This is a genomic window from Saccharothrix texasensis (assembly GCF_003752005.1).
In the GTDB taxonomy this organism is placed as follows: Bacteria; Actinomycetota; Actinomycetes; order Mycobacteriales; family Pseudonocardiaceae; genus Actinosynnema; species Actinosynnema texasense.
In genome coordinates this window covers 4,184,034-4,207,338 of record NZ_RJKM01000001.1, presented here as the reverse complement: position 1 = coordinate 4,207,338, position 23,305 = coordinate 4,184,034, and the positions used below count along the sequence as shown (strand labels likewise).

Here is a 23,305-nt window from a genome sequence, read left to right as displayed (position 1 = left end):
ATGGGGAAATGGGGTGTCCTCGGCGCGACGGTGGCCCTGGCCCGCGCGGCCGTGACGATCAAGGTGTGGCAGGAGGTCGAACGGCTGCCCGCGACGCAGGTGGACGCCGGTCCGGTGACCGTCGTCGTGCCCGCCCGCGACGAGGAGCACACGATCGACCGGTGCCTCACCGGCCTGCGCCGGCAGGACCACGCGGACCTGCGGATCGTGGTCGTGGACGACGCGTCCACCGACCGGACCGCCGAGATCGTGCGGCGGCACGCCTCGGAGGACCCGCGCGTGCGGCTGGTCAGCAGCTCCGGGCCGCCCTCCGGCTGGGCGGGCAAGGTGCACGCGCTGCACGTGGGCACCGCCGACGCCGACACCGACTGGCTGCTGTTCGTGGACGCCGACACCGAGGCCGCGCCCGACCTGGTCGGCAGGCTCCTCGCGGGCGCCCGGCGCGACGACCTCGACCTGGTGTCCACCTCCGGGCGCGGGGCCAAGCCGAGCGCCGGCTGGTGGCTGCTGCTGCCGCCGGTGAACCAGCTGCTGTTCGAGACGACGACCGTGGACGGGCGGCGCGGCATGGCGCTGGCCGTCGGGCACTGCATCCTGGTCCGCCGCGCGGCCTACGAACGGGCGGGCGGCTGGGCCGCGATCGCCGGGTCGCGGGCCGACGACGTCGGCTTCGCCACGCTGGTCCGCGACACCGGCGGCCGGACGCGGTACGTGGACGGCGCGGACTCGCTGGTCACGTCGGGCCTGGACACGTTCGGCGGCACGTGGGCGTCGATGCGCAAGAGCATGGTCGCCGGCACCTCCCTGTACGCGAAAGGGCCGGCGAGCGCGTTCCTGTCGCTCGGGTCGACCGGTCTCGCGCACATCGCCTACGGGGTCGTGCCGGTGGTGACGGCGCTGCGCGGGTCGAAGCGCGGGATGCTGGCGTGGCTCGGCCAGTCCCTCGCCGAGTGGATCTTCCTGCGGCGGTCCCGGCAGCCCCAGCCGGCGGCCGTGCTCGCGCCACTGGCCTACGTCACGTTCGGCGTGCTGTCGCTGGACGCGGCGTGGCGGGCGTTGCGCGGCACCACGAAGTGGAAGGGCCGGGACGTGCGAGGCTGACGTCGTGGTTGACCCGCTGCGCGATCCCGACGACCCCGACCTGCTGGACCCGTACCGGGCCCGTGACCTGGCCGGACTGGTGGAAACCGCCCGGCTGGCCGCGGGCGCCGTCCGGTACGGCAAGGTCGGCCGCGTCGGCGTGGCCCAAGTGGTGGTCAACCGGGACAACCCGCTGCCCGGCGGCAACCACGCGTGCGGCGTGTACGGGTCGTCGGCCGAGGTCGCGGGCACCCTGATGCGGCTGGAGCAGACGTTCGCCGACGTGGGACGCGCCGAAGCGGTGCTGTACGCCTCGCCGACCACGGTCGCCGAGATCGAGGGCATCGCCGACGACACCGGGTGGCACGCGGTGGAGGAGTCGCTGGCCGTCGTGCACCGGGGAGGCGCGCGGCGGTCGCCGCTCGTGCGGCCGGCGTCGGACGCGGACCTGCCCGGCATCGCCGAGCTGCTGGCCGACGACCTGGGCGTGGACGGGCCGAGGCTGCTGCGGCACCTCGGGCAACGGCTGGACGACCCGCGGTGCGCGTTCGTCGTGGTCGACGACGGCGACCGGATCGGTGGGTTCGCGTCCGGGTTCGGCGAGCGCCGGATCGGGCTGGTCGAGCACGCCGTCGTGCGGCCCGCGCGCCGTCGTCGCGGCCTGGGCAAGGCGCTGGTCGACGGCGTGGTCGTCGAGCTGCGGCAGGCCGGCGCGATGCTGGTGGCCTCGCACGTGGCCGAGGGCGGCGCGGGGGAGCGGTTCGTCGAGGCGTGCGGCTTCGAGGTCTGCTACCCGGTGACGGCCTATGCGCGCAGGGTGGACGAACTCCTCGATTGAGTAATCGGTTGCCGGAGCGCATATCCTTAGCACAGCTAACGGAGATCGGAAGGGGCGCACAGTGCTGGGGACCGGGTCCGACGTGAAGGTCAAGCCCCGGCTACCCGGCGAGGTGTGGGTGCTCGTCGTGGCGAGCTTCATCATCGCCCTCGGGTTCGGCATCGTGGCGCCCGTCCTGCCCGCGTACGCCAAGAGCTTCGACGTCGGCACCTTCGCCGTGTCCGCCGTCGTCAGCTCGTTCGCCCTGGTCAGACTCCTGTTCGCGCCGATGAGCGGCCGCCTGGTCAACCGGTTCGGCGAGACGTGGGTCTACATCGTCGGCATCCTCATCGTCGCCGCCGGCACCGGCGCGTGCGGCTTCGCCACCGCGTACTGGCAGCTCATCGTGTTCCGGTCGTTCGCGGGCATCGGGTCGACCATGTTCACCGTCGCCGCCGTCGGCCTGCTGATCCGCATCACCCCCGCGCCCATGCGGGGCCGGGCGTCCGGGCTGTGGGCGACCGGGTTCCTGCTCGGCAACATCGGCGGCCCGATCGTCGGCGCGGCACTCGTCGAGATCTCCATCCAGGTGCCGTTCGTCACGTACGCGGCGGCGCTCGTGGTGGCCGCGCTGTTCGTGTGGTGGTTCCTGCGCCGGTCCACGCTCGCCGCCGCCCTGGACAAGTCCATCGAACAGGAGTCCATGCCCGTGCGGGCGGCCGTGCGGCTGTCGGCGTACCGGGCGGCGCTGGCCTCCGGGTTCGCCAACGGCTGGGCCGTGTTCGGCGTGCGGATCTCGCTGGTGCCGCTGTTCGTGGTGGAAGCGCTGCACAGCACACCCGCCATCGCCGGCATCTCGCTGTCGGTGTTCGCGGCCGGCAACGCCGCCGTGCTGATGATCTCCGGGAAGCTCTCCGACACGATCGGCCGCAAACCCGTCGGCATCGCGGGGCTCGCGGTGTCCGCGGTGGGCACGGTGTGGCTCGGGTTCAGCGTCGGCGTGCCGATGTTCATGGTGGCGTCCCTCGTCGCGGGCATCGGCGCCGGACTGCTCAACCCGCCCCAGAACGCCGTCGTGGCCGACGTTATCGGGACGAAGGCCAAGGGCGGGCCGGTGCTGGCGGCGTTCCAGATGGTCGCCGACTGCGGCGCGATCGTCGGACCGCTGCTCGCCGGCGTGCTGGTCGACCAGTTCTCGTACCAGGCGGCGTTCACCCTGACGGGTGCCATGGCCGCGGTGGCGATGGTGTTCTGGCTGTTCGCGCCCGAGACCCTGCCGAAGACCGAGGAGACGCACGTCGCATCGGAAGTCGCCGGTGAGTCGGGGTGCCTCGACGAGGGCCCCGAGGTGCCCGTCGGCGAGCGCGTGGCCGGTCGTCCGCGTCAACCGGACGCGTGAGCGCTCAGGTTCCGCTCAGCATCTCTCGGTAGCCTGCGGGCCGGGTTTTGACCGGGAGGGCAGTGCGGTGGGTGGCGCGGAGCGCAACGCTCGGAAGAAGAAGCAGCAGCAGCAAGCGACCAAGGCGGTGGTCTCGGCGCGCGGCGCGTCCAACGACCGCAACAAGGTCATCATCGGCGTCGTGGTCGTCGTCGTGCTCGCCGTGGCCGTCATCGGCGGGGTGATCTGGTCGTCCTCCGGCTCGGACCCGGGCACGGACGACTCGCTGGCCAACCCGCCCTCCGTCTCCGGCGTGTCGGCGCCCATCGCGCGCGAAGCCGGCGTCGTGGTGGTCGGCAAGGACGGCGCGAAGGTCACCCTCGACCTGTACGAAGACTTCCTCTGCCCCGCGTGCGGCGCGTTCAAGAAGGCGTACGGCGAGCAGATCAAGCAGGAGATCGAAGCGGGCACGCTCAAGGTCCGCTACCACGCCCTGCCCTACCTCAACCGGCTCTCGGACCCCGAGGGGTACTCCCGCGACGCGGCCAACGCCGCACTGTGCGCGGCCGACGAAGGCACGTTCTGGGAGTACCACGAGACGCTGTTCCTGCGGCAACCCGAGGAAGGCGGGCCGGGGCACACCAAGGACGAGTTGGTGAAGCTCGGCACGGACCTCGGCATCACCGGAGACGCGTTCCGGCAGTGCGTGCAGAGCGGGACGCACGAGCAGGACGCACAGGCCGAGCTGGACGCCGTGCGGGCGACGGGCAAGTTCGAGGGCACGCCCACCGTGATGAAGGACGGCGAAGTCGTCAAGTGGGACGACCGCGACTGGCTGACCAACCTCCTCAAGTAGCACCGCACACCCCCGCTCAGCAGGCCGGATGCCGTAAGGTGCCCCCCGATTTCGTCCTTGCGGGTGCCGTGTTGTACGGTATTGCCACACGAGAACGGCGGCCCCAACCGCCGGGAAACGTGCAGGCAAGGGGCTGTGGCGCAGCTGGTAGCGCATCACACTGGCAGTGTGAGGGTCAGGGGTTCGAGTCCCCTCAGCTCCACAATCGAATACAGCACACGAATCGCCCGCTGACCTGCGATAATGCAGGTGGCGGGCGATCTTGCTTCTTCGTCCACTGTGGACTGCAGTGGCCGAGCTGGAGCAAATCTGGAGCAGGCGGTCGCTCCGCACGAAATGTTGTCAGCGTTGTGCTCCAGGTCGCAGTAACCCGGCCGGGTGGTTCCGATGAAGAACTTTGCCGCCGTCATAACCATTGCTACCGGCCTCAACACCCGACGAATCACACGCGTAAGCTGCGCCGGGCCCCTAACCGCGTGAGCAGTTTACGAGGACCCATGGCCGACCGTCACCTGATCGACGTCCACGTCCTCCTCGTCCTCGACGCCGCCGTCCGTGAAGCGGAGGAAGAAGTCGGCGTCCACCTCGACCCCGCCGACCTGCGCCTGGTCCACACCCTCCACGTCAACGGCTCAGGCCCCGAACCCCGCCTCGGCCTCTTCTTCGAAGCCGGTCGCTGGACCGGCACACCGACCAACCGGGAACCCGACAAGTGCTCCGCGGTCTGCTGGTTCTCCCTGGACGCCTTGCCCGACCGGCTCATCGACTACCCGGCCGCAGGCATCCGTGCCTACCGCACCGCGACCACCTTCAGCACCCGAGGCTGGGCGCGGCAACCGGTAACACCCTGATCGAAGTCCTGCGGTGGCCGGGTCACGACGGCTCGGGCCACGGCGTTGGGCTGAACCGGCAACCTCGGGAACGAAACCACCTCGGGTGCCGTCCCACACGAGGTAGCGTGGCGCGATTTCCACGTCACCGGAGGGGAAGCCGATGACCGATCCCTTGGCCAACGTGCAGCGCCTGGTCGACGACTGGGAGCGCGACGCCGAGCAGAAGGCGGCGCGGTACGAGTCGATGCGGCAGGAGGTCGAGCGGATCTCGCTCACCCGGTCGGCCGCCGGTGGAGCGGTCAGCGTGACCGTCGGCCCCAACGGCATCCCCAGTGACGTGTCCATGACCGAGGCGGTGTCGCGGCTGCGCCCGGAGCAGATCGCGGCGGCGGTGATGGAGGCGATGCGCCAGGCCCAGGCCGCCTACCCCGCCGAATTGGCTCGGATCGTGGGGGAGACGGTCGGGGACACCGCGTCGGGGCAGCACATCGTGGCCACCGCCGAGCGCAACTTCCCGCAGGTCGAGCCGGACGGTCCTCCCACCGCGCCGCCACGCCGACCGCGCCGCGACGATGACGGCGACTTCACCGACGAGAGCTACCTGGGGTGACGCGATGACGGGGTACGAGGCCGTTACCGGTGAGATCGGGGCGTTGGCCGGGCGGGTGGAAGGTCTGGCGGATCGGCTGCGCACGGCGGCGGACGCGGCACGGACGGTGGCGATGAACGACTCCGCCTACGGCGTGGTGTGCCAACCGTTCGCGATGTTGTTGCAGCCGTTCGAGGAGATGGGCGTGGAGGCGCTGGTCAAGGCGGCGGAGACGGTGGCCGACAACGCGGCGAACCTGCGTGAGACCTCCCGCGCCTACGACGCGCAGGAGTCCGGTGAGGCGGCGCGCTTCGACGGGATGAACACGTGAACAACCCCCTGGTCGCGACGGCGAAGAGCGACACGACGGCGGTCACCGGTATCGGCATCGCCGAGTCCGCGAACGACCTGGCGCAGGGCATCTCCGACGGCAGCTGGGTCGCCGCCGGGCTGGGCGGCGTCGGTGTCGGGTTGGAAGTGCTGTCGATGGTCATCGACCCGATCGGCACGGTGGCCTCCTACGGCGTGGGGTGGTTGATCGAGCACGTGCAGCCCCTCAAGGAAGCCCTGGACTGGTTCGCCGGCGATCCACCGGTGATCCGCTCCTTCAGCGAGACGTGGTCCAACGTCGCCGCCGAGGTCGCCCGCATCGCCGAGGAACTCGGCACCCAGGACGCTGCCGGCTGGCAGGGCCAGGCCGCCGACGCCTACCGCGGGCACGCCGCGCATACCGCCGACGCCATCGCCGGTGCCGCGACCCTGGCCGAGGGCGTGGGGGTCGGCGTGATGGTCATGGGCGAGGTCGTCGCCGCCGTCCGCGAGATCATCCGAGACCTCGTCGCCGAGGTCGTCGGCAAGCTGATCACCTGGGCACTCGAAGCCGTCGCCACCCTCGGCCTCGCCACGCCGGTCATCGTCGCCCAGGCCACCTCCACCATCGCCCGCGTCTGCAACCGCATCGCCGATCTCGTCCGCAAGCTCGTCAAGACCATCGGCAACGTCACCCCGCGCATCCGCAAGGTCCTCGACAAGCTCGGCGAGATCATGGAGAAGCTGGGCAAGCTCGGCCGCAAAGCCGACGGCCCGAGCAGTCCCGGCACCACCAGCCCGGCCGGTGCACCCGGTGCACCCGACGCCCCCACCGTCAAGGGCCCAGACGGCACCACCAGCCCGTCGAGCACAGCGGACACGACCTCGCCTTCCGGCACCACCTCCCCTTCCGGCACCACCACCCCCTCGACGGCCACCACCCCGAGCAGCCCCGCCACTCCCGACACCACCAGTCCGGACGGCGCGACACCCACCACGTCTCCGGACAGCCCTCGGCAGACCGACCGTCCTGGCAACAGCGGGCAACGCGACGGCGACATCGACAGCACGGTGGACGACCCCCACAACGCCTCCCAGTCGGCCGACCGGCCGTTCTGCGAGGACGACCCGATCGACGTCGCCACCGGTGAGGTGGTGCTGTCGCAGACCGATGTCACGTTGCCCGGTCTGCTGCCGCTCGTGTTCTCCCGGCACCACCAGTCCTCCTACCGGGCCGGGCGGTTGTTCGGCCCGTCCTGGGCCTCCACCCTGGACCAGCGGGTCGAGGTCGGCCCGGTCCACGTATGGCTGGCGACGGACGACGGGCGCCTACTGCGCTTCCCCAAGCCGGACGGCGCGGAAACCGTGCTGCCGGATTTCGGTCCGCGACTGTCGTTGCGACGCAGCGGCACGGGCTACGAGGTGGTGCACCCGCAACAGGGGCTGACGTGGGAGTTCCAACCCGTCGGCGCGGAGTGGGACGCCCGCTCGACGCTGCCGCTGACGGCCGTCCGGCGACGGGCGGGCGGTGAGATCCTCGTCGACCACGACGACGAGGGCCTGCCGACGCGGCTGCGCCACTCCGGTGGGTACGAGGTCGCGGTCGACACGGCCGACGGGCGGGTGACGGCGCTGCGGCTGACGTCCGCGCCCGAGCCGATCACCTTGACGCGCTACGCCTACGACGACGCGGGGCAGTTGTCCGAGGTGACCAACTCGTCCGGCGCCGCGTTGCGCTTCACCCACGACGAGGACGGCAGGCTCACGTCCTGGACCGACCGCAACGGCGTCTGGTACCGGTACGTCTACGACGACGAGGGCCGGGCCACCACGACCATCGGTTCCGGTGGGGCGCTCAACGGCACGTTCGCCTACGAGGACCGCCGGACCAGGCACACCGACACCTTGGGCAACACGACCACCTACGAGCTCAACGAACTCGGTCAGGTGGTGCGGCAGATCGATCCGCTCGGTGCCGTGACCACCCGTGAGTGGGACCGCTTCGACCGGTTGGTGGCCGTGACCGATCCGCTCGGCCACACGTCGCGCTACGCCTACGACGGCGAGGGTGATGTCACCGCGATCACCCGACCGGATGGCACCACGGTCACCGCCGCCTACGCCGGCGCGGGCCTGGCGACCGAGGTCACCGATCCCGCGGGCGGCGGGTGGCTGCGCGAGTACGACGCCCACGGCAACCTGGTGGTCGAAACGGACCCGGCCGGTGCCACCACGAGGTTCGAGTACGACGAACGCGGCCACCTCAGCCGCGCCACCGACCCGCTCGGCAACGTCACCCGGTACGAGACGGACGACGCCGGGCTGATCACCGCGATCACCGACCCGCTCGGCGCCACCACCCGCCACCAGCGCGACGCCTTCGGCCGCGTCGCCACCACGACCGACGCGCTCGGCGGCACCACCCGGTACAGCTGGACCGTGGAGGGCAAGCTGCTGGCGCGCACCCATCCCGACGGCAGCACCGAGCGGTGGCGCTACGACGGCGAGGGCAACCAGGTCGAGCACGTCGACGCGCTCGGGCAGGTCACCCGCACGGAGTTCACCTTCTTCGACCTCCCGGCGGCCCGCACGACCCCGGACGGCGCCCGCACGTCGTACGCGTACGACACGGAACTGCGACTCGTCGAGGTCGTCGGCCCGCACGGGTTGAGCTGGCGCTACGAGTACGACGCCGCAGGCCGTCTGCGTCGTGAGGTGGATTTCGATGGCCGGGTGCTCACCTACACCCACGACGCCACCGGCAGGCTGTCCACCCGCACCAACGGCATGGGCGAGACGGTCGTCTACGAGCGCGACGTCCACGGCGACGTGGTCGCCAAGCACACACCGACCGGGACGGCCACCTTCGACCGCGACCCCTGCGGTCGCGTGGTCCGGGCGACCAACCCGGACACCGAGGTCGTCTACGAGCGGGACGCCCGTGGGCGCGTACTGGCCGAAACCGTCGCCGGACGCACCGTCCGGTCCGGGTTCGACGCCGTCGGCAGGCGCGTGTTCCGCGAGACCGCGGTGGGCGTGACCTCCGCCTGGGAGTACGACGCGGCGGGCAACCCGGTGGCGCTGCACGCGACCGGCGGCAGCCTCGCCTTCCGTCACGACCCGCTCGGCCGGCAGGTCGAGCGGAGCCTGGGCGAGCTCACCGTCACCCAGTCGTGGTCGCCCGCGCACCAGCTGACCGGACAGGTCGTCGCGGCCAAGCAGCCGATCACCCACCGCAGCTGGCGGTACCGACCAGACGGCCACGTCGAGGGGATCGCCGACCCGACCGGTGAGCGCCGGTTCGCGCTCGACCGGCGGGGACGCGTCGTTTCCGTGCAGGGACAGGGCTGGTCCGAACGCTACGACTACGACCCCGTCGGCAACATCACCCGTGCCGACCTGCCGGTCGCGGACCACGGGTCCGAAGGACCGCGCGAGTACGCCGCCACGCGCCTGCGCAACGCGGGACGCACCTCCTTCGTCCACGACCGGCAGGGCCGCGTGGTGCAACGGCGACACCGCACGCTGTCGGGCCAAGTGCGCCTCTGGCGCTTCACCTGGAACGCCGAGGACCGGCTCACCAGCGTGACCACCCCCGACGGCGACACCTGGCGGTACCGCTACGACCCGATGGGCAGGCGGATCGCGAAGGAGCGGTTCGACGCGGCCGGCAACCCCGTGGAGCGGTTGGACTTCACCTGGGACGGCACGCGACTGGTCGAGCACGTTCACAGCAGCGGCACCACCAGCACCTGGGAGTACCAGCCGGGATCGGCCACCCCGATCGCCCAGGTCGACCAGGACGAGGTCGACCGGCGCTTCTACGCGATCGTGGCGGACCTCGTCGGCAGCCCGACCGAACTGGTCGACGCCCGCGGCCAGGTCGGGTGGCGACGCACGAGCACCCTCTGGGGCCGAACGCTGTCCCAGACGGGCGAGACGGCCTGTCCCCTGAGGTTCCCGGGCCAGTACCACGACCCGGAGACCGGCTGGCACTACAACCACTTCCGCTACTACGACCCGGAAACCGGGCGGTACGCCTCACCCGACCCGCTGGGACTCGTGCCGTCGGTCAACCCCGGCGCCTACGTGCCCAACCCCACGCGGCAGATCGACCCGCTCGGCCTGCAGGGCTGCGACGTCAGCGGCGACGAGGCCAAGCAGCAGGCCCTCGCCGACGCCGGTGTCCCACCGGGATCGGAACCCCTCGAAAGCCGCATGGTGTCGTCCACCACGCCGAGCGGCCGGCAGATCATGGAGAACCACCAGCCTGTCTTCTTTCCCGAGGAGATCTACCTCAACAACAGGGACGAGCTGATCGTGTTCCAGGACCACTACACCGGTCACCAGTTCGGTGAGGGTGGAGTGGGCGACCAGCCCCCGCACGTCCATTTGCGACCCTACGAGAACACCCGCAACGGCCAAGTCCCCGGAGCGCAGGAGCACTACTATTACAACCCCAGCCTGGGCAGACCGACTCCTGCCCAATGACGCCAAGTTGCTGGCCCGGTTCTACCCGCAGGGACCGGACCTCACCGGACTGGTGCTGCGGTCGATCCGCTTCGAGCGCCGCGGTCCGGGCTGCACGCTGCGCGTCGACCTGCCGGTCGCCTCGGACACGCCCGGCTACAGCCGCGTGCAGGCGCACCTGGGGTTCCTGGCGGTCGACGACGTCCGGCTGTCCGGCGGCGCGGTGCTCCCGGCCACCGTGTCGGTCGAGCTCGCGGAACGGCCGAGGGCGAGGCTGGCCGTGTCGGTGACCGGCGAGTCGCTGCGCCTGACGCTGACGTGCGCCGAGCAGCTCCGCTTCGGCAAGGTCAGCGTCCACAACTCGCCCCCGGACGCGGTGGACGACGGGCCGCACGAGTTCACGAGCAAACTGGACCAGCGGCTGTACACGGCAGTTCCCGGACCGGAGATCGACACCTACCATGAGCACATCTGACCTGTCGGCGTTTGAGCTCTACGCCCTGCACTGGGACGAACGCGACCAAGCCGTCACCGCGTCCTTCGAAGGACCGCTGGACGAAGCCGCCCGTCGGACGTGGGAGGCGCCGCCCGAGCACGACTGGATCCGGTTCCACCTCAGGTTCGCCGCGGTCCACGACGTGGAGGTGCGCGGCTGGAGCCACCAGCTGCCCACCAGGGTGGAGCAGGTACCGGTGGGGGACCGGGTCACGGTCACGGTGACGGGAGAGGGCACCGACGTCCGGTTCACCTCCGCCCCCGCCGCCCGGGTGGGCGGCCGAACGTCCAAAGCCGGATCGTTCTGACGGACACGGGCGACGGCACCAAGAACTGACGTGTCACTCTCTTGAAGCATCGCGACCGCCTGTCCGTCCAAGGTCGGCTTCAGAGTCGGCGGTGACCGGCTCGTAGGCCCGGTTGTCGCCGTTGAAGTGATGGATGAGGAGACCACGCATCGGCTACGCCATCCTGCGCCAGGTGCTGTCACCGACGTCGACGACGGCCTTGTCCCAGCGGTCTTGGAGGCACTGGAGCAGGCGGCTGGTGACTTCGGGGGCGACGTGGGAGTAGGTGCGTTGGACGGGGTCTTTGAGGATGTGGCCGAGTCGGAGTGACGGGGCGATCTCGGGGATGGTGTCGGCGATCATCCAGGTCTTGTGGCTGTGGCGCAGTCCGTGGAAGGTCAGGTCGGGCTTGACCGGTTGGAGGCGCAGGACGGCGCGGGGCTGGTTGAGGTTGTCGTCGGCGGCGGGGCGCATGGCGCGTCTGCCTCAATGGAGGGGTAGCGGCGCTGTCGGAGCTCGTCGCGTTCGGCGTCCGGGATCGTCATCGACTCGGCAAGCACGGCGGCGAGTGCGTTTACTTGAGTTTTGTCGATGTCGGCGTGGAAGAGCCACCGGATGTTCTCATCGCGCGTGATGAGGTCGATCGCCGAGCGTGGGCTTTTGTCCTGGGTGGTTGTTGCTCGGACATATCGCACCTGGTCGATCGGTATGTCTTGGCGGATCTCGGCTCGATCGAGAAATGCATTCGTCTTCGCTGTGATGATGCGGCGATCCGTGACGGCGACCAGTGTCTTTGTCGGATCCTTGTCCTTTGCTGAGGTCAACATCTCCATCGCGCCGCCGACGATCGCGGAAATGGGATCGAGGGTATCGGGCTGGTCGGGGAAGCCGAGGACGCGGAGGGTCTCGCCGTCCTCGAAGTGCCATCGCAGTATGCGGAGGTACGGCTGTGGATCCAGCGATTCGGGTGCGCAGACGACGCCTGGAACCTCGAGTGGAGGGACCGGCGGGTGGAGGGTGTCGGCAAGAGGCTCGATCGCCTCCAGAAGTCGGGCGGAGGCTTCGCGGGCTGCTTTGACGTCCTTCCGCATCCCCGGCAACGGCCATGTGTCGGGGGCGCGGAGCTCGGCGGTGATCCGCAGCTCGCGCGTCAGCGCGTCGACGAGATTCGTCGTCTCGGCGAGGGTGGAGTCGAACTCCGCGCGGATGTCGCGTGCGATGACCTCGGCGTAGTGCGCCTCGGCAGCGTCGTCGCGTCCAGCGGCTCTCGCCCTTGCGGCGCGAAGCGCGTGGTACCCGGTCCATGCGTTGAGGGAGGACAGAAGGGCGTGGACGTCGAAGGCAATCGCCTCGGCGTTCGTCTGCAGGTACTCGCGGTGGCTGCGTGCTTCGATCCGACCGATCTGCCTGACGTGGTCGCGCACGTTCCCCCGGTAGAGATCGAGCTGCTTCTGCAGCAGCGCTCCACTGCCCGTGACGTCCTCCCACAAGGACGTCGGGACCGATTCGATCTCTCGCGCCTGGTCGACCGCGCGATCGATGACGGCGACGAGCCCTGTCAGTTCGGCCCACTGTTCCTTGCGGACGGCGGTGAGGACCTGATTCGTCACCGCGAGGCCGGTCCTAACGAGGCCCGAGAGCTCACTCAGCATCATCTGGAGGGCGACCATGGCCAGCGCCGGCCCGACCGAGGCCGCGATTTGTGCCTTGCTCACCGCGGTCATGGGGTAGAAGCGGGCCTGATGCACGATGCGGCCGCGAGCCATTACCGCTCCGAGGGTCCCACCGTCCTTGACAGCGAGCGTCGCGCCGTTTCTCAGCAGGGCTTGTGCCGTGCCGCCGATCCTGTAGAGCCCCTGCACGCCGGCGAACGCGTTTCCGAGATTGCCGACCGCGGTCGCCGCGTTCCCGATCGAGGCGAGGACCGCTGAGATATGCTTGCGGTCGGCAGCCGGCACGATCCCGAAGTCGATCAGGTCGGGCTTCAGCTCCGGCGGGACCTCACCGGCGATGACCGCCACCCCCGGGAGCACCTCCACCAGGACCGATGTGGCCGGGTCGATGTCCGAGTCGGACGTCGGATCGTCCACCACAGGTGAGCCGGTGGTACCGCCCCGGCTGTTCTCCTCAGGCTCGGCGATCCCCGTGGAGTCCGAAGGGTCCTGCATCCGCTCTCCTCTCGCAGGCGCGCGCAACAGCCGAACCCGCTGATCGCTCAATCATCGCCACCAGGTCGCCGTCCGTTACCTCCCGCGCGGCTCCCGACATGCCGTGGCGGCAACATGGAAAGAAAGTCGCTACGGACAGGCTTCACGATGGTGAGCAGTGCTCACAGCTCAGGCGGTTGTCGCTCCTCGTGGGAGTCCCGTCGCCGGATGTGGGAACCTCGCGGGGTGAGTCGATCGAACCGGGTGGTGCTGGACGCGCTGATCGCGGAGGCGACTGTCGACTGCTATGACGACAGCGAGTGCGTCACGGGCTTCCACGCCAAGATCGAGGAGCACCTCGCCGTGCCGTTCCGGACGGTGGTGCTGGGCGTGGACGTGACCGTGATGAGGGTGGACTTGACCGATGACGAGCGGGTCGTGGCTGTCTGCGTGCGCGGGAAGTCGAAGCAACTGATCTCCCTCTTGGACCTGCCGCTGCCTGCTCCGCCGCCGGAAGGCGCGCAGTGGATCGACGCCTACCGCCGCTGGGCCAGGGGGACGTGAACTCGATGGACTTCGGGCCGGAGCAGGTGCGGTGCACCGAGGAGGAGGCCCTGGCCAACCTGCGGGTCGTGCTCGAACTGTGCGCGGCCGGGGAGGTGAGGTGCAGCGAGAAGACCAGTCGTCCGTCTGCCGCGACCGTGCGGACCGTCGGCGTGCACCTGGTGCGCGGTGACTTCTATCCCGAGGAGCCCATCGCGGCGTTCGCGTGGCCGCTGCTGCTCCAGGCCGGCGGGCTCGCGAAGCTCGACGGCACCCGCCTCCGGTTGACCCCGAAGGGTCGTGCGGCGCTCGGGAAGCCGTCTGCCGAGGCCATCCGGGGTCTGTGGCGGCGCTGGCTCACCCACGCGGTGATCGACGAGTTCAGCCGGGTCGAGCAGATCAAGGGCCAGCAAGCCCGCAACGTGCTCACCGCGGCCAAGACCCGGCGACAGGCGGTGGCCGCGGCGTTGGCCACCTGCCCGCCGGGCAAGTGGGTCGACGTGGAGTCCCTGTTCACCGCCATGCGGCGCGGCAACATGAGTCCCACGATCGCCCGCACCGAAATGGCGCTGTGGAAGCTCTACCTCGTCGACCCGGAGTACGGCAGCCTCGGCTACGAGGAGCACCACGACTGGGAGATCCTCGAAGGCCGCTACACCCTGGCCGTGTTGTTCGAGTACGCGGGCACTCTCGGGTTGGTCGACCTCGACTACGTCGACCCACGCGGTGCGCGCGACGACTACGTCGACAACTGGGGTGGTGACGACCTGGACGCGTTGAGCCGCTACGACGGACTCGTGGCGATCAGGCTCACCGCGCTGGGCGCCTACGCCCTCGGTCTGGCCGACGCGTACCAACCGCCTGCGCCCAGGACCGCCGGGACCCGGCCGCTGAAGGTGCTGCCCAACCTCGACGTCGTCGCCGTGGGCGACATCGGCGCCGCGGACCGGCTCGTCCTGGCCGCCCACGCGGAGCAGACCGCCGACCGCGTCTGGACGGTGTCGGCGGCCACCCTGCTCGCCGCGCTCGACAAGGACCGCGACCTCGGTGAGTTCGTCGACTTCCTCGCCGAACGGACCGGGCACGACCTGCCCGATGTGTTGCGCACGCTGGTCTCGGACGTCGAGCGGCGGAGTTCGCAGCTGACCGATCTGGGCCACGTCCGCGTCATCGAGTGCGCCGATCCCGCGCTCGCCGCGTTGATCACCCGGGATCGCGCGATTCGCGCGCTGTGCCGTCCGATCGGTGACCGCCACCTCGCCGTCCGGCCGGACCAGGAGCCGAAGTTCCGCAGAGCCCTGCTCAAGCTGGGGTACGTCCTCCCGGCCGGGGGCCGCGGGGGCGGGCTCTGACAGGGTTGGGGCCGTGCGTTCGTTGAACGGGCTCGACTCCGCCGCTCTGCGGCCCTTGTGGCGGGCCGTGCACGACCGGTTGTCGTCGGGGCGCCCGGTCAGCCGGGTGAAGGTCGGTCCCCTCGACGAGGAGCAGCGGTCGGCCGTGGCCGATCTGCTCGGGGCCGATCGACTGCCGGGCCGGTACGCGACGGTGTCGGTGGCCGGGCTGGACGAGTTGCTCCGGGAGTCCGTGGAGGCGGGGGTGCGCGAGGTCGTCGTGGCCCTGCTGGGTCCGCTGGACGACCGCGCCGGACGCCGGGCGCTCGCCGTCGGCGCCCGTTCGGAGCTGTGGGCGTGGCTGGCCGAGCACCCTGTGGTGGCCGCTCAACCAGCGTTGCTGGAGTGGGTGGACGCTGTTCGGCGGGCCGGGCTCGTCGGTGGCTCCGTCGAGCGCACCCGGGATGAGCTCGACCGGGCCCTGCGGGTCGTCGCCGCGTTGCCCGCGACGGGTGTGCCGCTGCCGGTGCTGGCGGAGGCCGTCCTCGGCGATCCGCACGCCCTGGACGAGGGGACGCGGTGCGCCGGGCTGGTCCTGCGGGCGCTGGCTGCGCTCTACGGCGTCGACCCGCCGGGGGGCGCGCAGGAACGGCGGGCGCTGTGGGAGCGCGCCGGGGTGGTCGAGGACGAGCTGTCCTCGGTCGTCCTGGCCACCGGCCTGCGGTTGGGTGGTGTCGGGGGCGGGGTGCTGCGCGTGTGCGCCGATGCGGGGCACGTCGCGGCCCTGACGCTGGCGCAGGTCCGGGCGACCTCGTTCGTCGGGGCGCCTGAGGACGTGTGGGTGTTCGAGAACCCGAGCGTGCTCGCCGTGGCGGTGGCCCGGTTCGGCGCTTCGTGCCCGCCGGTGGTGTGCACGTCGGGCTGGCCCAACAGCGCGGTGATCGTGCTCCTGCGTGGTCTCGCCGCGGCCGGGGCGACCCTTCGCTACCACGGGGACTTCGACGGCGAGGGTGTGCGGATCGCCACGCACGTGATGGCGCGCACCGGCGCCGTGCCGTGGCGCATGGCCGCCGACGACTACCTGCTGGCGCTGGGCGGCGCACGTGTCGGCACGCCGGTGGGACGGGTCACCGAGGCGCCGTGGGACGGCGAGCTGGCGGACGCGATGCGCGAGCACGGGCTGGCGGTTCCGGAGGAGCGGGTCACCACGCGGCTGTTGGACGAACTCGACGATTGCGGACGGGATGTCGGTGGTCTGCCGTAGCGTGCTCGACCGGTGGGAGGAGGGTGCCCGTGGAGGCCATGCGCGTGCCGCCGGAGATGTTCCGGTTCACCACTGGCGAGCGGGCCGAGCTGTACGTGGCGATCCTGCACGCGTTCGGTGAGGCGAACGAGCGGTTGGAGACCGCTCTCGGGCTGGACGACGTGCGGGCCAGGCTCCGCTCGGTGGGGTGGCTCGACCCGCTGGACGACAAGGACCTGACCGAGGCACTGGGGAGCCTGCGCGACTGGCGGCTGCTCGACGTCACCCAGAACCACGCCGAGAACTACCGGACGGCCGACGAGTACGAGCGGCGCAACCTCCAGTACTCGTTGACCAAGCGCGGTGAAGCCGCCCTGGCCGGTGTGGTGCACGCGATGGGTGTGCTGGCCTCGACGGGCGCGCTCCAGACGGCGGTGCTCGACGCGATCGCGGACCGGCTCGGGGAGCTGGTCGCGCAGCTGGGTGATCCCGGTGTGCCGGATCGCCGGGTCTTCGGCACGCTGGTCGAGCTGGAGGGGCACCTGGAGGCGTTGCGGGGCAACACCAAGCAGTTCAACGGCGAGCTGCAGCGCCTCTTGCGGGCGGAAGGTGCCGACCAGGAGACGTTCCACGAGGTCAAGTCGGCGACCGTGGCGTACCTCCAGGAGTTCACCACGAACCTCGAGCAGCGGGCGCACGCGATCGCCAACCGGGTCGAGCTGGTCGAGGACCGGGGAGTGGCTCTGCTGCACCACCGCGCGCTGGTGGGCGCCGAACTCCCGCCCACCTCGGGTGGTGATCCGGCGGTGGCGTGGTTGGAGCTGCGCCGGGCCAGGTGGGAAGGGCTGCGCGCGTGGTTCCTGCCGACGGATGGCGGCACGCCCAGGGTTCAGCAGCTGTTCGTGGTCGCCCGGCGCGCGATCATCGCGTTGTTGCAGGTGCTCGACCGGATCACCGAGTCCAGGCGCAGGTCGACCAGTGCGGCGGGCGATTTCCGCGAGCTGGCGCGTTGGTTCGCGGTCGCGCCGACCGAGGAGGACCTGCACCTGCTGTGGTCGACCGCCTTCGGGCTCGGCTCGGCCCGGCACGCGCACCTCGCGCACCCCGACCCGGAGCTCGTGGTGTCGTCCGCCCGGTGGGTCGACGCGCCACCGGTGGAGGTGTCGGCGTTGCTGCGCAGCGCGGGGCGGACCGAGCGGTTCAGCCGCACCGGGCGGGTGCGCGACGTGGCTGCGGTCAAGGCGGCGCGCGCCGAGTCGGCTCGTGCGGAGCGGGCCGCGCTGAAGGCCGCGTGGGACCGGTTGGACACGGGCGGCGGCATGAGGTTGTCGCAGTTCGGGCGGTTGGACCACGAGGTGCTCGAACGGCTGCTCGACCTCCTCGGGCGGGCGTTGGCCGTGGTACCGGACCGGCACGGCGTCCACCGGGCCACCACGGGCGACGGGCGGGTGGAGGTCCTGTTGAGGCCGCCGGAGGCGCACCGCGAGCAGGCGGTGCTCAGGACGCCGCGCGGCGTGTTCACCGGTCCGGACTACGACATCGAGATCCGCACGCCGGGTGGTCGCGCGGCACGGCGGCCGTGGAGGGCTGCCGAAGGGGCGGCGACCGGATGAGCAACCTGGCGAACCAGCTGGTCATCGCGGAGCGCGAGGAAGTCGCGCGGGCGATCCGCTTGCTGCTGGCGACACCGCTGATCGGCGCCGGGGCCACGCCGGAAGCCTTCGACCTCGTGCGCAGACGGCGTGAACCCGTCGGGAAGTGGTTCGACTACTACTGCGGGTGGTCGCTGGTCGTCGAACCCCGCCTGGGGTACGCGCGGTTGGCCAAGGTCCGGGTCGCCACCGACCCCACCCGCCCGGCGCGACGGCACCGCACGGGGCGGGCGCCGTTCGACCGCCGCCGGTACACCCTGTTGTGCGTGGTGGCCGCTGAGCTGCTGGGGGTGCCGGTGACCACGGTGGGACTGCTGGCGGACCGCGTCGTCCGGGCGTCCGCCGCGGACCCGGTGCTGCCGCCGTTCGACACGTCCAGCCGCGCCGAGCGGATGGCGTTCGTCGACGCGCTGCGACTGCTGGAATCGCTCGGCGCGGTCGACGTGGTGGACGGCGCCACCGAGTCGTTCGTGGACTCCACCGACGCAAAGGTGCTCTACCGGGTCGACGCGACGCTGCTCATGCGCCTGCTGGCGGCACCGGTCGGCGCGTCGCAGGTCGCGGTCACCCCCGGGAGGTCGCACACCGACGAGGTGCCGCTGCGCTTCACCGAGCTGCTGACCAGGCTGTCCCGCGAACGGCGTTACGGCGATGCCGACGAGCCGGTGTCCGAGGTCCAGCGCAACCTGTGGCTGCGGCACTCGGTGTTCCGCAAGCTGGTCGACGACCCGGTCGTGCACCGCGACGACCTGACCCCCGCGGAACGGGCCTACCTGGAGTCACCGACCGGCGGGCAGCTCCTGCGCCGGGCAGCCGACCAGGCGGGGTTGCTGGTGGAGGAGCGCGCCGAGGGCGTCATGTTGATAGACCCGGACGGCGTGGCCACGGACAGCCGGTTCCCCGACGACTCCGGCAACGCCAAGGTCGCCGCCCTGCTGCTCCTCGACGTGATCACGTCCGCGCCCGGACCGGTCGCCGTCGAGCAGTTGCGCGCCGAGGCCGACGCCCTGCTCGGCCGCTTCCCCAAGTGGGCCAAGGGCTACCGCGGCGAGGACGGGGCCAGGCGGCTGGTCGTCGACGCGCTGGACGTGCTCAGGGCGTTCGGCCTCGTCCGGCTCGACAGCGGTGTCGTGCGCGCCCGGCCCGCCGCCGCCCGCTACGCGGTGACCCGAACGAGTGCCGACGACGTCGAGGACGAGTCATGACGGTGACCGGACTGCCACGCGCGCGGAGCGGTGCCGTGCCGGAGACGGCGGCCAGGTGGGTGCCCGAACGCGCCGGGATCCTGAACGTGTGGCGCTACTACGACGAGGTCTTCACGTTCCACAAGGGACGGCTGTTGTTGCGCGGCCCCAACGGCACCGGCAAGTCGAAGGCGCTGGAACTGCTCCTGCCGTTCCTGTTCGACGCCAACCTGCGCGCCAACCGGCTCTCCACGTTCGGCACGTCCGAGCGCACCATGCACTGGAACCTGATGGGGGAAGGGGCTACCGGCACCACGAGAGTCGGGTACGTGTGGCTGGAGTTCCGCTTCCCCGGTGCGGACGGCTCGCCGGACGAGTGGTTCTCGTGCGGCGCGCGGCTGGCGGCGACCAGGCACACCACCGCGGTGCACCCGGACTACTTCACCACCGGGCAGCGCATCGGCGTGCCGGGTGGCCTTACCCTCACCGATCCGAACAGCGCGCCCCTCACCACCAAGGCCCTGGAAGCCGCGCTCGGCGACCGGGGCACGCTCCACCAGAACGCGGCCGACTACCGGGCCGCCGTGCGCTCGACCCTGTTCCCCGGTCTGAGCGAGCAGCGCTACGACGCGCTCATCACGGCCCTGCTCCAGCTCCGCACGCCGAAGCTCTCCCAGCGGCTCGACCCCGGGCTGCTGTCCACGTTGCTGTCCAAGGCGCTGCCGCCGCTGGGCGAGGCGGAGATCAGCGACCTCGCGGAGGGCTTCGAGCGCTTGGACCGGCAGCGTGAACAGCTCAAACGCCTCGACGCGGAGGTGGAGGCCGCGCAGCACCTCAAAACCAGGCAACGCGCGTACGCGCAGCGGGTGCTGCGCGCCGCGGCGGCGAAGCTGATCTCCGCCACCACGGAGCTGGGCAACCTCGCGGACGCCGCGAAGCTGTCGGAAGACCAGCACCGCCGCGCCGCGCGGCGCAAACAGGAGGCCGAGGAACGCGGCGAGCTGCTGGAGCAGCGCATCGTCGAGACGGAGGGGCGCATCCAGGGCTTGACCGGCAGCGAGGCGTACCGGAAGGGTGAACAGCTCGACCGGCTGCGGACCCGCGTGCGCGAGGCTCGCGCGACCGCCGGGAAGAGGCGCGCCGACGCGACCCGCCACCACCAGGTCGCCCGGACCGACACGGAAGCGGCCGACACCGCCGCCCGGCACGCGGAGGCACGGGCCGCCACCGCGGGAGCGCTGGCCGACGGCGCCTCGACCGCCGCCGCCCGTGTCGGTCTCGCCTCGGTGCACGCCGAGATCACCCGTGTCCTCGCCGATCCCTCGCGGTCGCGGGCTCTGCTGCGCGCCGCGGTTCAGGCACGTGCCGAGCAGGTCGAGGCCGTGCGTGCCGCGCTCATCCAGCACGAGGTCGCGGTCAACAGCAGGCGGGACGCGGAACGGGCGCTCGACGAGGCACGGGAAGCGCTGGCGGAGGTCACCGGACGGCGGGCCGAGTCCGCCGACCGGCGCGAAGCCGCGCTCGCGGAGCTCCGGGCCGCCATCCTGACGTGGGTGGCGGGCTGCCGGGAACTGACCTTCGCCGACGCCGAGGCACTGGCGGACCTCACGGCGTCGGAGACCGCCGTGCTGGCCGAGGTCGATTCCGCTGCGAGCCGAGTGCTGGGCCCCATCACCCGGGAAGAGACCCTGATCGGGACAGCGCTGGAGAACGCCGAGCGCGATCGGGACGCCCTGCGCGACGAGGTCCGGCGGCTGCTGACCGAGGAGGACCTGCCTCCCCAGGCGCCGCACACGCGCACCGCGGATCGCGGGACCATGACCGGCGCGCCGCTGTGGCGCCTGGTCCGCTTCGCCGACGCGGTGCCCGACGACGTCCGTGCGTCGGTGGAGGCCGCGCTCCAGGCGTCCGGGCTCCTGGACGCCTGGGTCGGCCACGACGGCGTGGTCACCGGGCACGACACGTTCGCCGTGCCCGGTGCCGTGCCCCCGGCGCCGGGGCACTCCCTCGCCGACGTCCTCGTACCCGAGACCGACGCGCCCGTGGCCGCCGACGTCGTCGCCCGCCTGCTCGGTGGCGTGGCCTACGGGGAGGATCCGCCCGGAGCCCACCCGGTCGCCATCGGAGCCGACGGTGCTTGGCGCATGGGCAACCTGCGCGGCACTTGGCGCAAGGACGAGGCTTCCCACATCGGCGCGGTCGCCAGGCAACGGGCCCGACAGCGCCGGTCGACCGAACTCCGTGAACGGATCGCCGCGTCGGAAGAACTGATCGAGACGCACACGGCCGCCTTGCGGTCGCTGACCGCACGCCGGTCCGACGTCGAGGCCGACCGGCGCGACCGGCCCCCTCACACCCACGCGAACGCGGCACTGGAGGACCTGACCCGGGCCGATTCAGCGGTCTCCAGCGCCGACGGCGTGGTTCGGCGGTCACTGGACGGCCTGGCGAAGAGCGAGCAGCGCGTGGACCACGCCCTGCGCGCGCTGACCGCGGCGGCAGCTGAACACGGCCTGCCCACCGAGCGGAACGCACTCACCGCCGTCGTGGCCGCCATGGATGCCTTCCGAACCGCGTCCGACGCTTGGATCGACGAGCACGCTGCCCTGCTCACCGCACGTCGTGAAGCGGACCGGACCGCTGATCAGGCCCGGCGGTCCCGGCTCGCCGCCGACGAGCGCGGAGAGGAGGCGGACGACGCCGAAACTGTCGCCCGCGGGCTCGACAGCGAGCTGGACGCCGTAGAGGGCACCATCGGCGCCGACTACCGGAAGGTGCTGGACGACCTCGCCGCGCTCCGCGAGCAGCTGGACTCGGTCAGGCGGGAAGCGAGTGCCAACCAGAAGGAGATCGGCACCCTGGCCGTGCGCCTGGGAGAACTCACCGCCCAGCGGGCCACCGACGCGCGTGACCGCGACCGAGCCACCGAGGTGCGAGACCAGGCTGCGGTGCGATTCCGGCACTTGGCGGACGGCAGCCTGCCCGCCGACAGCGGTCTGGACGGCCTGCCCGCGTTCAGGCAGGTGCTGACGGCGTCGAGCGGTGTCCGGGCAGCGCTCGACGCGGCGCGGTCGATCGCGGCCGCGTGGCCGTCGCTGCCCCACTCGCCGAAGAACCTCGGCGACGCAGCACACCGGTTGGCGGAGGAGGTGCACGCCTCCCGCGAGGTGCTGGGCGGTCGGGCCGACCTCCAACTCGACTCCGACGAGGACGTCCAGGTCTTCTCAGCGATGGTGGACGGGGTGAGGATCGGCGCTTCGGCGCTGTTCGACCTGCTGCGATCCGACGCGGAACGCAGCCGCGAGGACATCACCGGGCAGGAGCGCGAGCTGTTCGACCGGACCCTCACCGGGGACACGCGCCGCCACCTCGCCGCCCGCATACGACAGGCGCACGACCTGGTCGACGGCATGAACGCCCGCTTGGAGCGAGTGCGCACCGCCTCGAAGGTGGCGGTGCGGTTGGTGTGGGAGGTCTCGCCCGAGCTGCCATCGGGCACGAGAGCGGCGCGTGACCTCCTGCTCAAGGACCCGGTGCGGTTGACCGAAGAGGACCGCGACTCGCTGCACCGGTTCTTCCGGGACCGGGTGGAACAGGCCAAGGGCGACGAGACGGCCACCAACTGGGAGCAGCAGCTGGGGCAGGTGTTCGACTACACGGCCTGGCACCGGTTCGTGGTGAAGGTCGACCGCATGAACGGGACGGGCTGGCAGCCCTTGACCAAGAAGCTCCACGGTGCGCTGTCGGGTGGTGAGAAGGCGATCGCGCTGCACCTGCCGCTGTTCGCCGCCGTGGCCGCCCACTACCAGGCCGTTGCCCGAGCGCCGCGGGTCATCCTGCTGGACGAGGTCTTCGTCGGTGTCGACAGCGTCAACCGCGGCCAGGTGTTCGCACTGCTGTCGGCGCTGGACCTCGACCTGGTCCTCACCTCCGACCACGAGTGGTGCACCTACCGGGAGTTGGACGGCATCGCGATCCACCAGCTGATCAGCGGTGGCGACGACGACGCCGTCACCACCGCCCGGTTCGTGTGGAACGGCGCCGAGGTGGTCGACGAAGAGGTAGCGGAGGACGGCTCCGAACGGCGGTGA

Annotated in this window: 18 protein-coding genes and 1 tRNA gene; 17 read left to right on the top strand and 2 right to left on the bottom strand. The window is 71.3% G+C overall.

All coding sequences use genetic code 11. The features are described from left to right. The 11 genes from EDD40_RS17685 to EDD40_RS17635 all read left to right on the top strand — a co-directional run bounded on the left by EDD40_RS17685 (nt 1) and on the right by EDD40_RS17635 (nt 11,135). The gene (locus tag EDD40_RS17685; RefSeq protein WP_123743900.1) at nt 1–1,101 is read left to right on the top strand and encodes a glycosyltransferase family 2 protein; all 1,101 of its coding nucleotides are present in this window, start codon (nt 1–3) and stop codon (nt 1,099–1,101) included. 4 nt (nt 1,102–1,105) lie between these two features. Continuing rightward, the gene (locus EDD40_RS17680; protein WP_123743899.1) at nt 1,106–1,918 is read left to right on the top strand and encodes a GNAT family N-acetyltransferase; all 813 of its coding nucleotides are present in this window, start codon (nt 1,106–1,108) and stop codon (nt 1,916–1,918) included. A gap of 61 nt (nt 1,919–1,979) precedes the next feature. Continuing rightward, entirely contained in the window at nt 1,980–3,296 is a 1,317-nt protein-coding gene (locus tag EDD40_RS17675; protein WP_123743898.1) for an MFS transporter, read from the top strand. Nucleotides 3,297–3,363: 67 nt separating this feature from the next. Then, complete coding sequence (locus EDD40_RS17670) at nt 3,364–4,131, top strand: DsbA family protein (RefSeq protein ID WP_123743897.1); 768 nt, start codon at nt 3,364–3,366, stop codon at nt 4,129–4,131. Nucleotides 4,132–4,260: 129 nt separating this feature from the next. Next, nucleotides 4,261–4,333, top strand: a tRNA-Ala gene (locus EDD40_RS17665). A 295-nt stretch (nt 4,334–4,628) separates the two neighbouring features. Then, nucleotides 4,629–4,982: an NUDIX domain-containing protein gene (locus tag EDD40_RS17660; RefSeq protein WP_123743896.1), complete on the top strand. Its 354-nt coding sequence runs from the start codon at nt 4,629–4,631 to the stop codon at nt 4,980–4,982. 142 nt (nt 4,983–5,124) lie between these two features. Continuing rightward, entirely contained in the window at nt 5,125–5,574 is a 450-nt protein-coding gene (locus EDD40_RS17655) for a YbaB/EbfC family nucleoid-associated protein (RefSeq protein ID WP_123743895.1), read from the top strand. A gap of 4 nt (nt 5,575–5,578) precedes the next feature. Further along, on the top strand, nt 5,579–5,884 hold the full coding sequence (locus tag EDD40_RS17650; RefSeq protein WP_123743894.1) for a type VII secretion target: 306 nt from the start codon (nt 5,579–5,581) through the stop codon (nt 5,882–5,884). Next, nucleotides 5,881–10,353, top strand: coding sequence for a DUF6531 domain-containing protein (locus tag EDD40_RS17645; RefSeq protein ID WP_123743893.1), 4,473 nt, complete (start codon nt 5,881–5,883; stop codon nt 10,351–10,353). Before EDD40_RS17650 ends, EDD40_RS17645 begins: the two co-directional genes overlap by 4 nt. Nucleotides 10,354–10,360: 7 nt before the next feature. Next, complete coding sequence (locus tag EDD40_RS17640) at nt 10,361–10,807, top strand: hypothetical protein (protein ID WP_123743892.1); 447 nt, start codon at nt 10,361–10,363, stop codon at nt 10,805–10,807. Further along, the gene (locus EDD40_RS17635; protein ID WP_123743891.1) at nt 10,794–11,135 is read left to right on the top strand and encodes a hypothetical protein; all 342 of its coding nucleotides are present in this window, start codon (nt 10,794–10,796) and stop codon (nt 11,133–11,135) included. The genes EDD40_RS17640 and EDD40_RS17635 overlap by 14 nt, the downstream gene beginning before the upstream one ends. 153 nt (nt 11,136–11,288) lie before the next feature. Here EDD40_RS17635 and EDD40_RS43635 read toward each other — a convergent pair whose 3' ends face one another. Beyond that, nucleotides 11,289–11,588, bottom strand: coding sequence for a hypothetical protein (locus EDD40_RS43635; RefSeq protein ID WP_123743890.1), 300 nt, complete (start codon nt 11,586–11,588; stop codon nt 11,289–11,291). After that, nucleotides 11,513–13,282, bottom strand: a complete 1,770-nt coding sequence (locus EDD40_RS43630; protein WP_246037715.1) for a hypothetical protein — start codon at nt 13,280–13,282, stop codon at nt 11,513–11,515. The genes EDD40_RS43635 and EDD40_RS43630 overlap by 76 nt, the downstream gene beginning before the upstream one ends. 225 nt (nt 13,283–13,507) lie before the next feature. Between EDD40_RS43630 and EDD40_RS17620 the strand changes: the two genes are divergently transcribed. From EDD40_RS17620 to EDD40_RS17595, 6 genes are read left to right on the top strand one after another with little or no spacing between them, the layout of a single operon-like run. Continuing rightward, nucleotides 13,508–13,825: a hypothetical protein gene (locus EDD40_RS17620; RefSeq protein ID WP_211348198.1), complete on the top strand. Its 318-nt coding sequence runs from the start codon at nt 13,508–13,510 to the stop codon at nt 13,823–13,825. Nucleotides 13,826–13,830: 5 nt separating this feature from the next. Further along, entirely contained in the window at nt 13,831–15,156 is a 1,326-nt protein-coding gene (locus EDD40_RS17615; RefSeq protein WP_123748096.1) for a helicase-associated domain-containing protein, read from the top strand. 13 nt (nt 15,157–15,169) lie between these two features. Next, nucleotides 15,170–16,399 (top strand): TIGR02679 family protein, encoded by a 1,230-nt coding sequence (locus EDD40_RS17610; protein ID WP_123743888.1) that lies wholly within the window; start codon nt 15,170–15,172, stop codon nt 16,397–16,399. 38 nt (nt 16,400–16,437) lie between these two features. After that, complete coding sequence (locus EDD40_RS17605) at nt 16,438–17,991, top strand: TIGR02677 family protein (RefSeq protein ID WP_425471344.1); 1,554 nt, start codon at nt 16,438–16,440, stop codon at nt 17,989–17,991. Further along, nucleotides 17,988–19,235: a TIGR02678 family protein gene (locus EDD40_RS17600; protein WP_123743887.1), complete on the top strand. Its 1,248-nt coding sequence runs from the start codon at nt 17,988–17,990 to the stop codon at nt 19,233–19,235. The genes EDD40_RS17605 and EDD40_RS17600 overlap by 4 nt, the downstream gene beginning before the upstream one ends. After that, entirely contained in the window at nt 19,232–23,305 is a 4,074-nt protein-coding gene (locus EDD40_RS17595; RefSeq protein WP_123743886.1) for a TIGR02680 family protein, read from the top strand. Before EDD40_RS17600 ends, EDD40_RS17595 begins: the two co-directional genes overlap by 4 nt.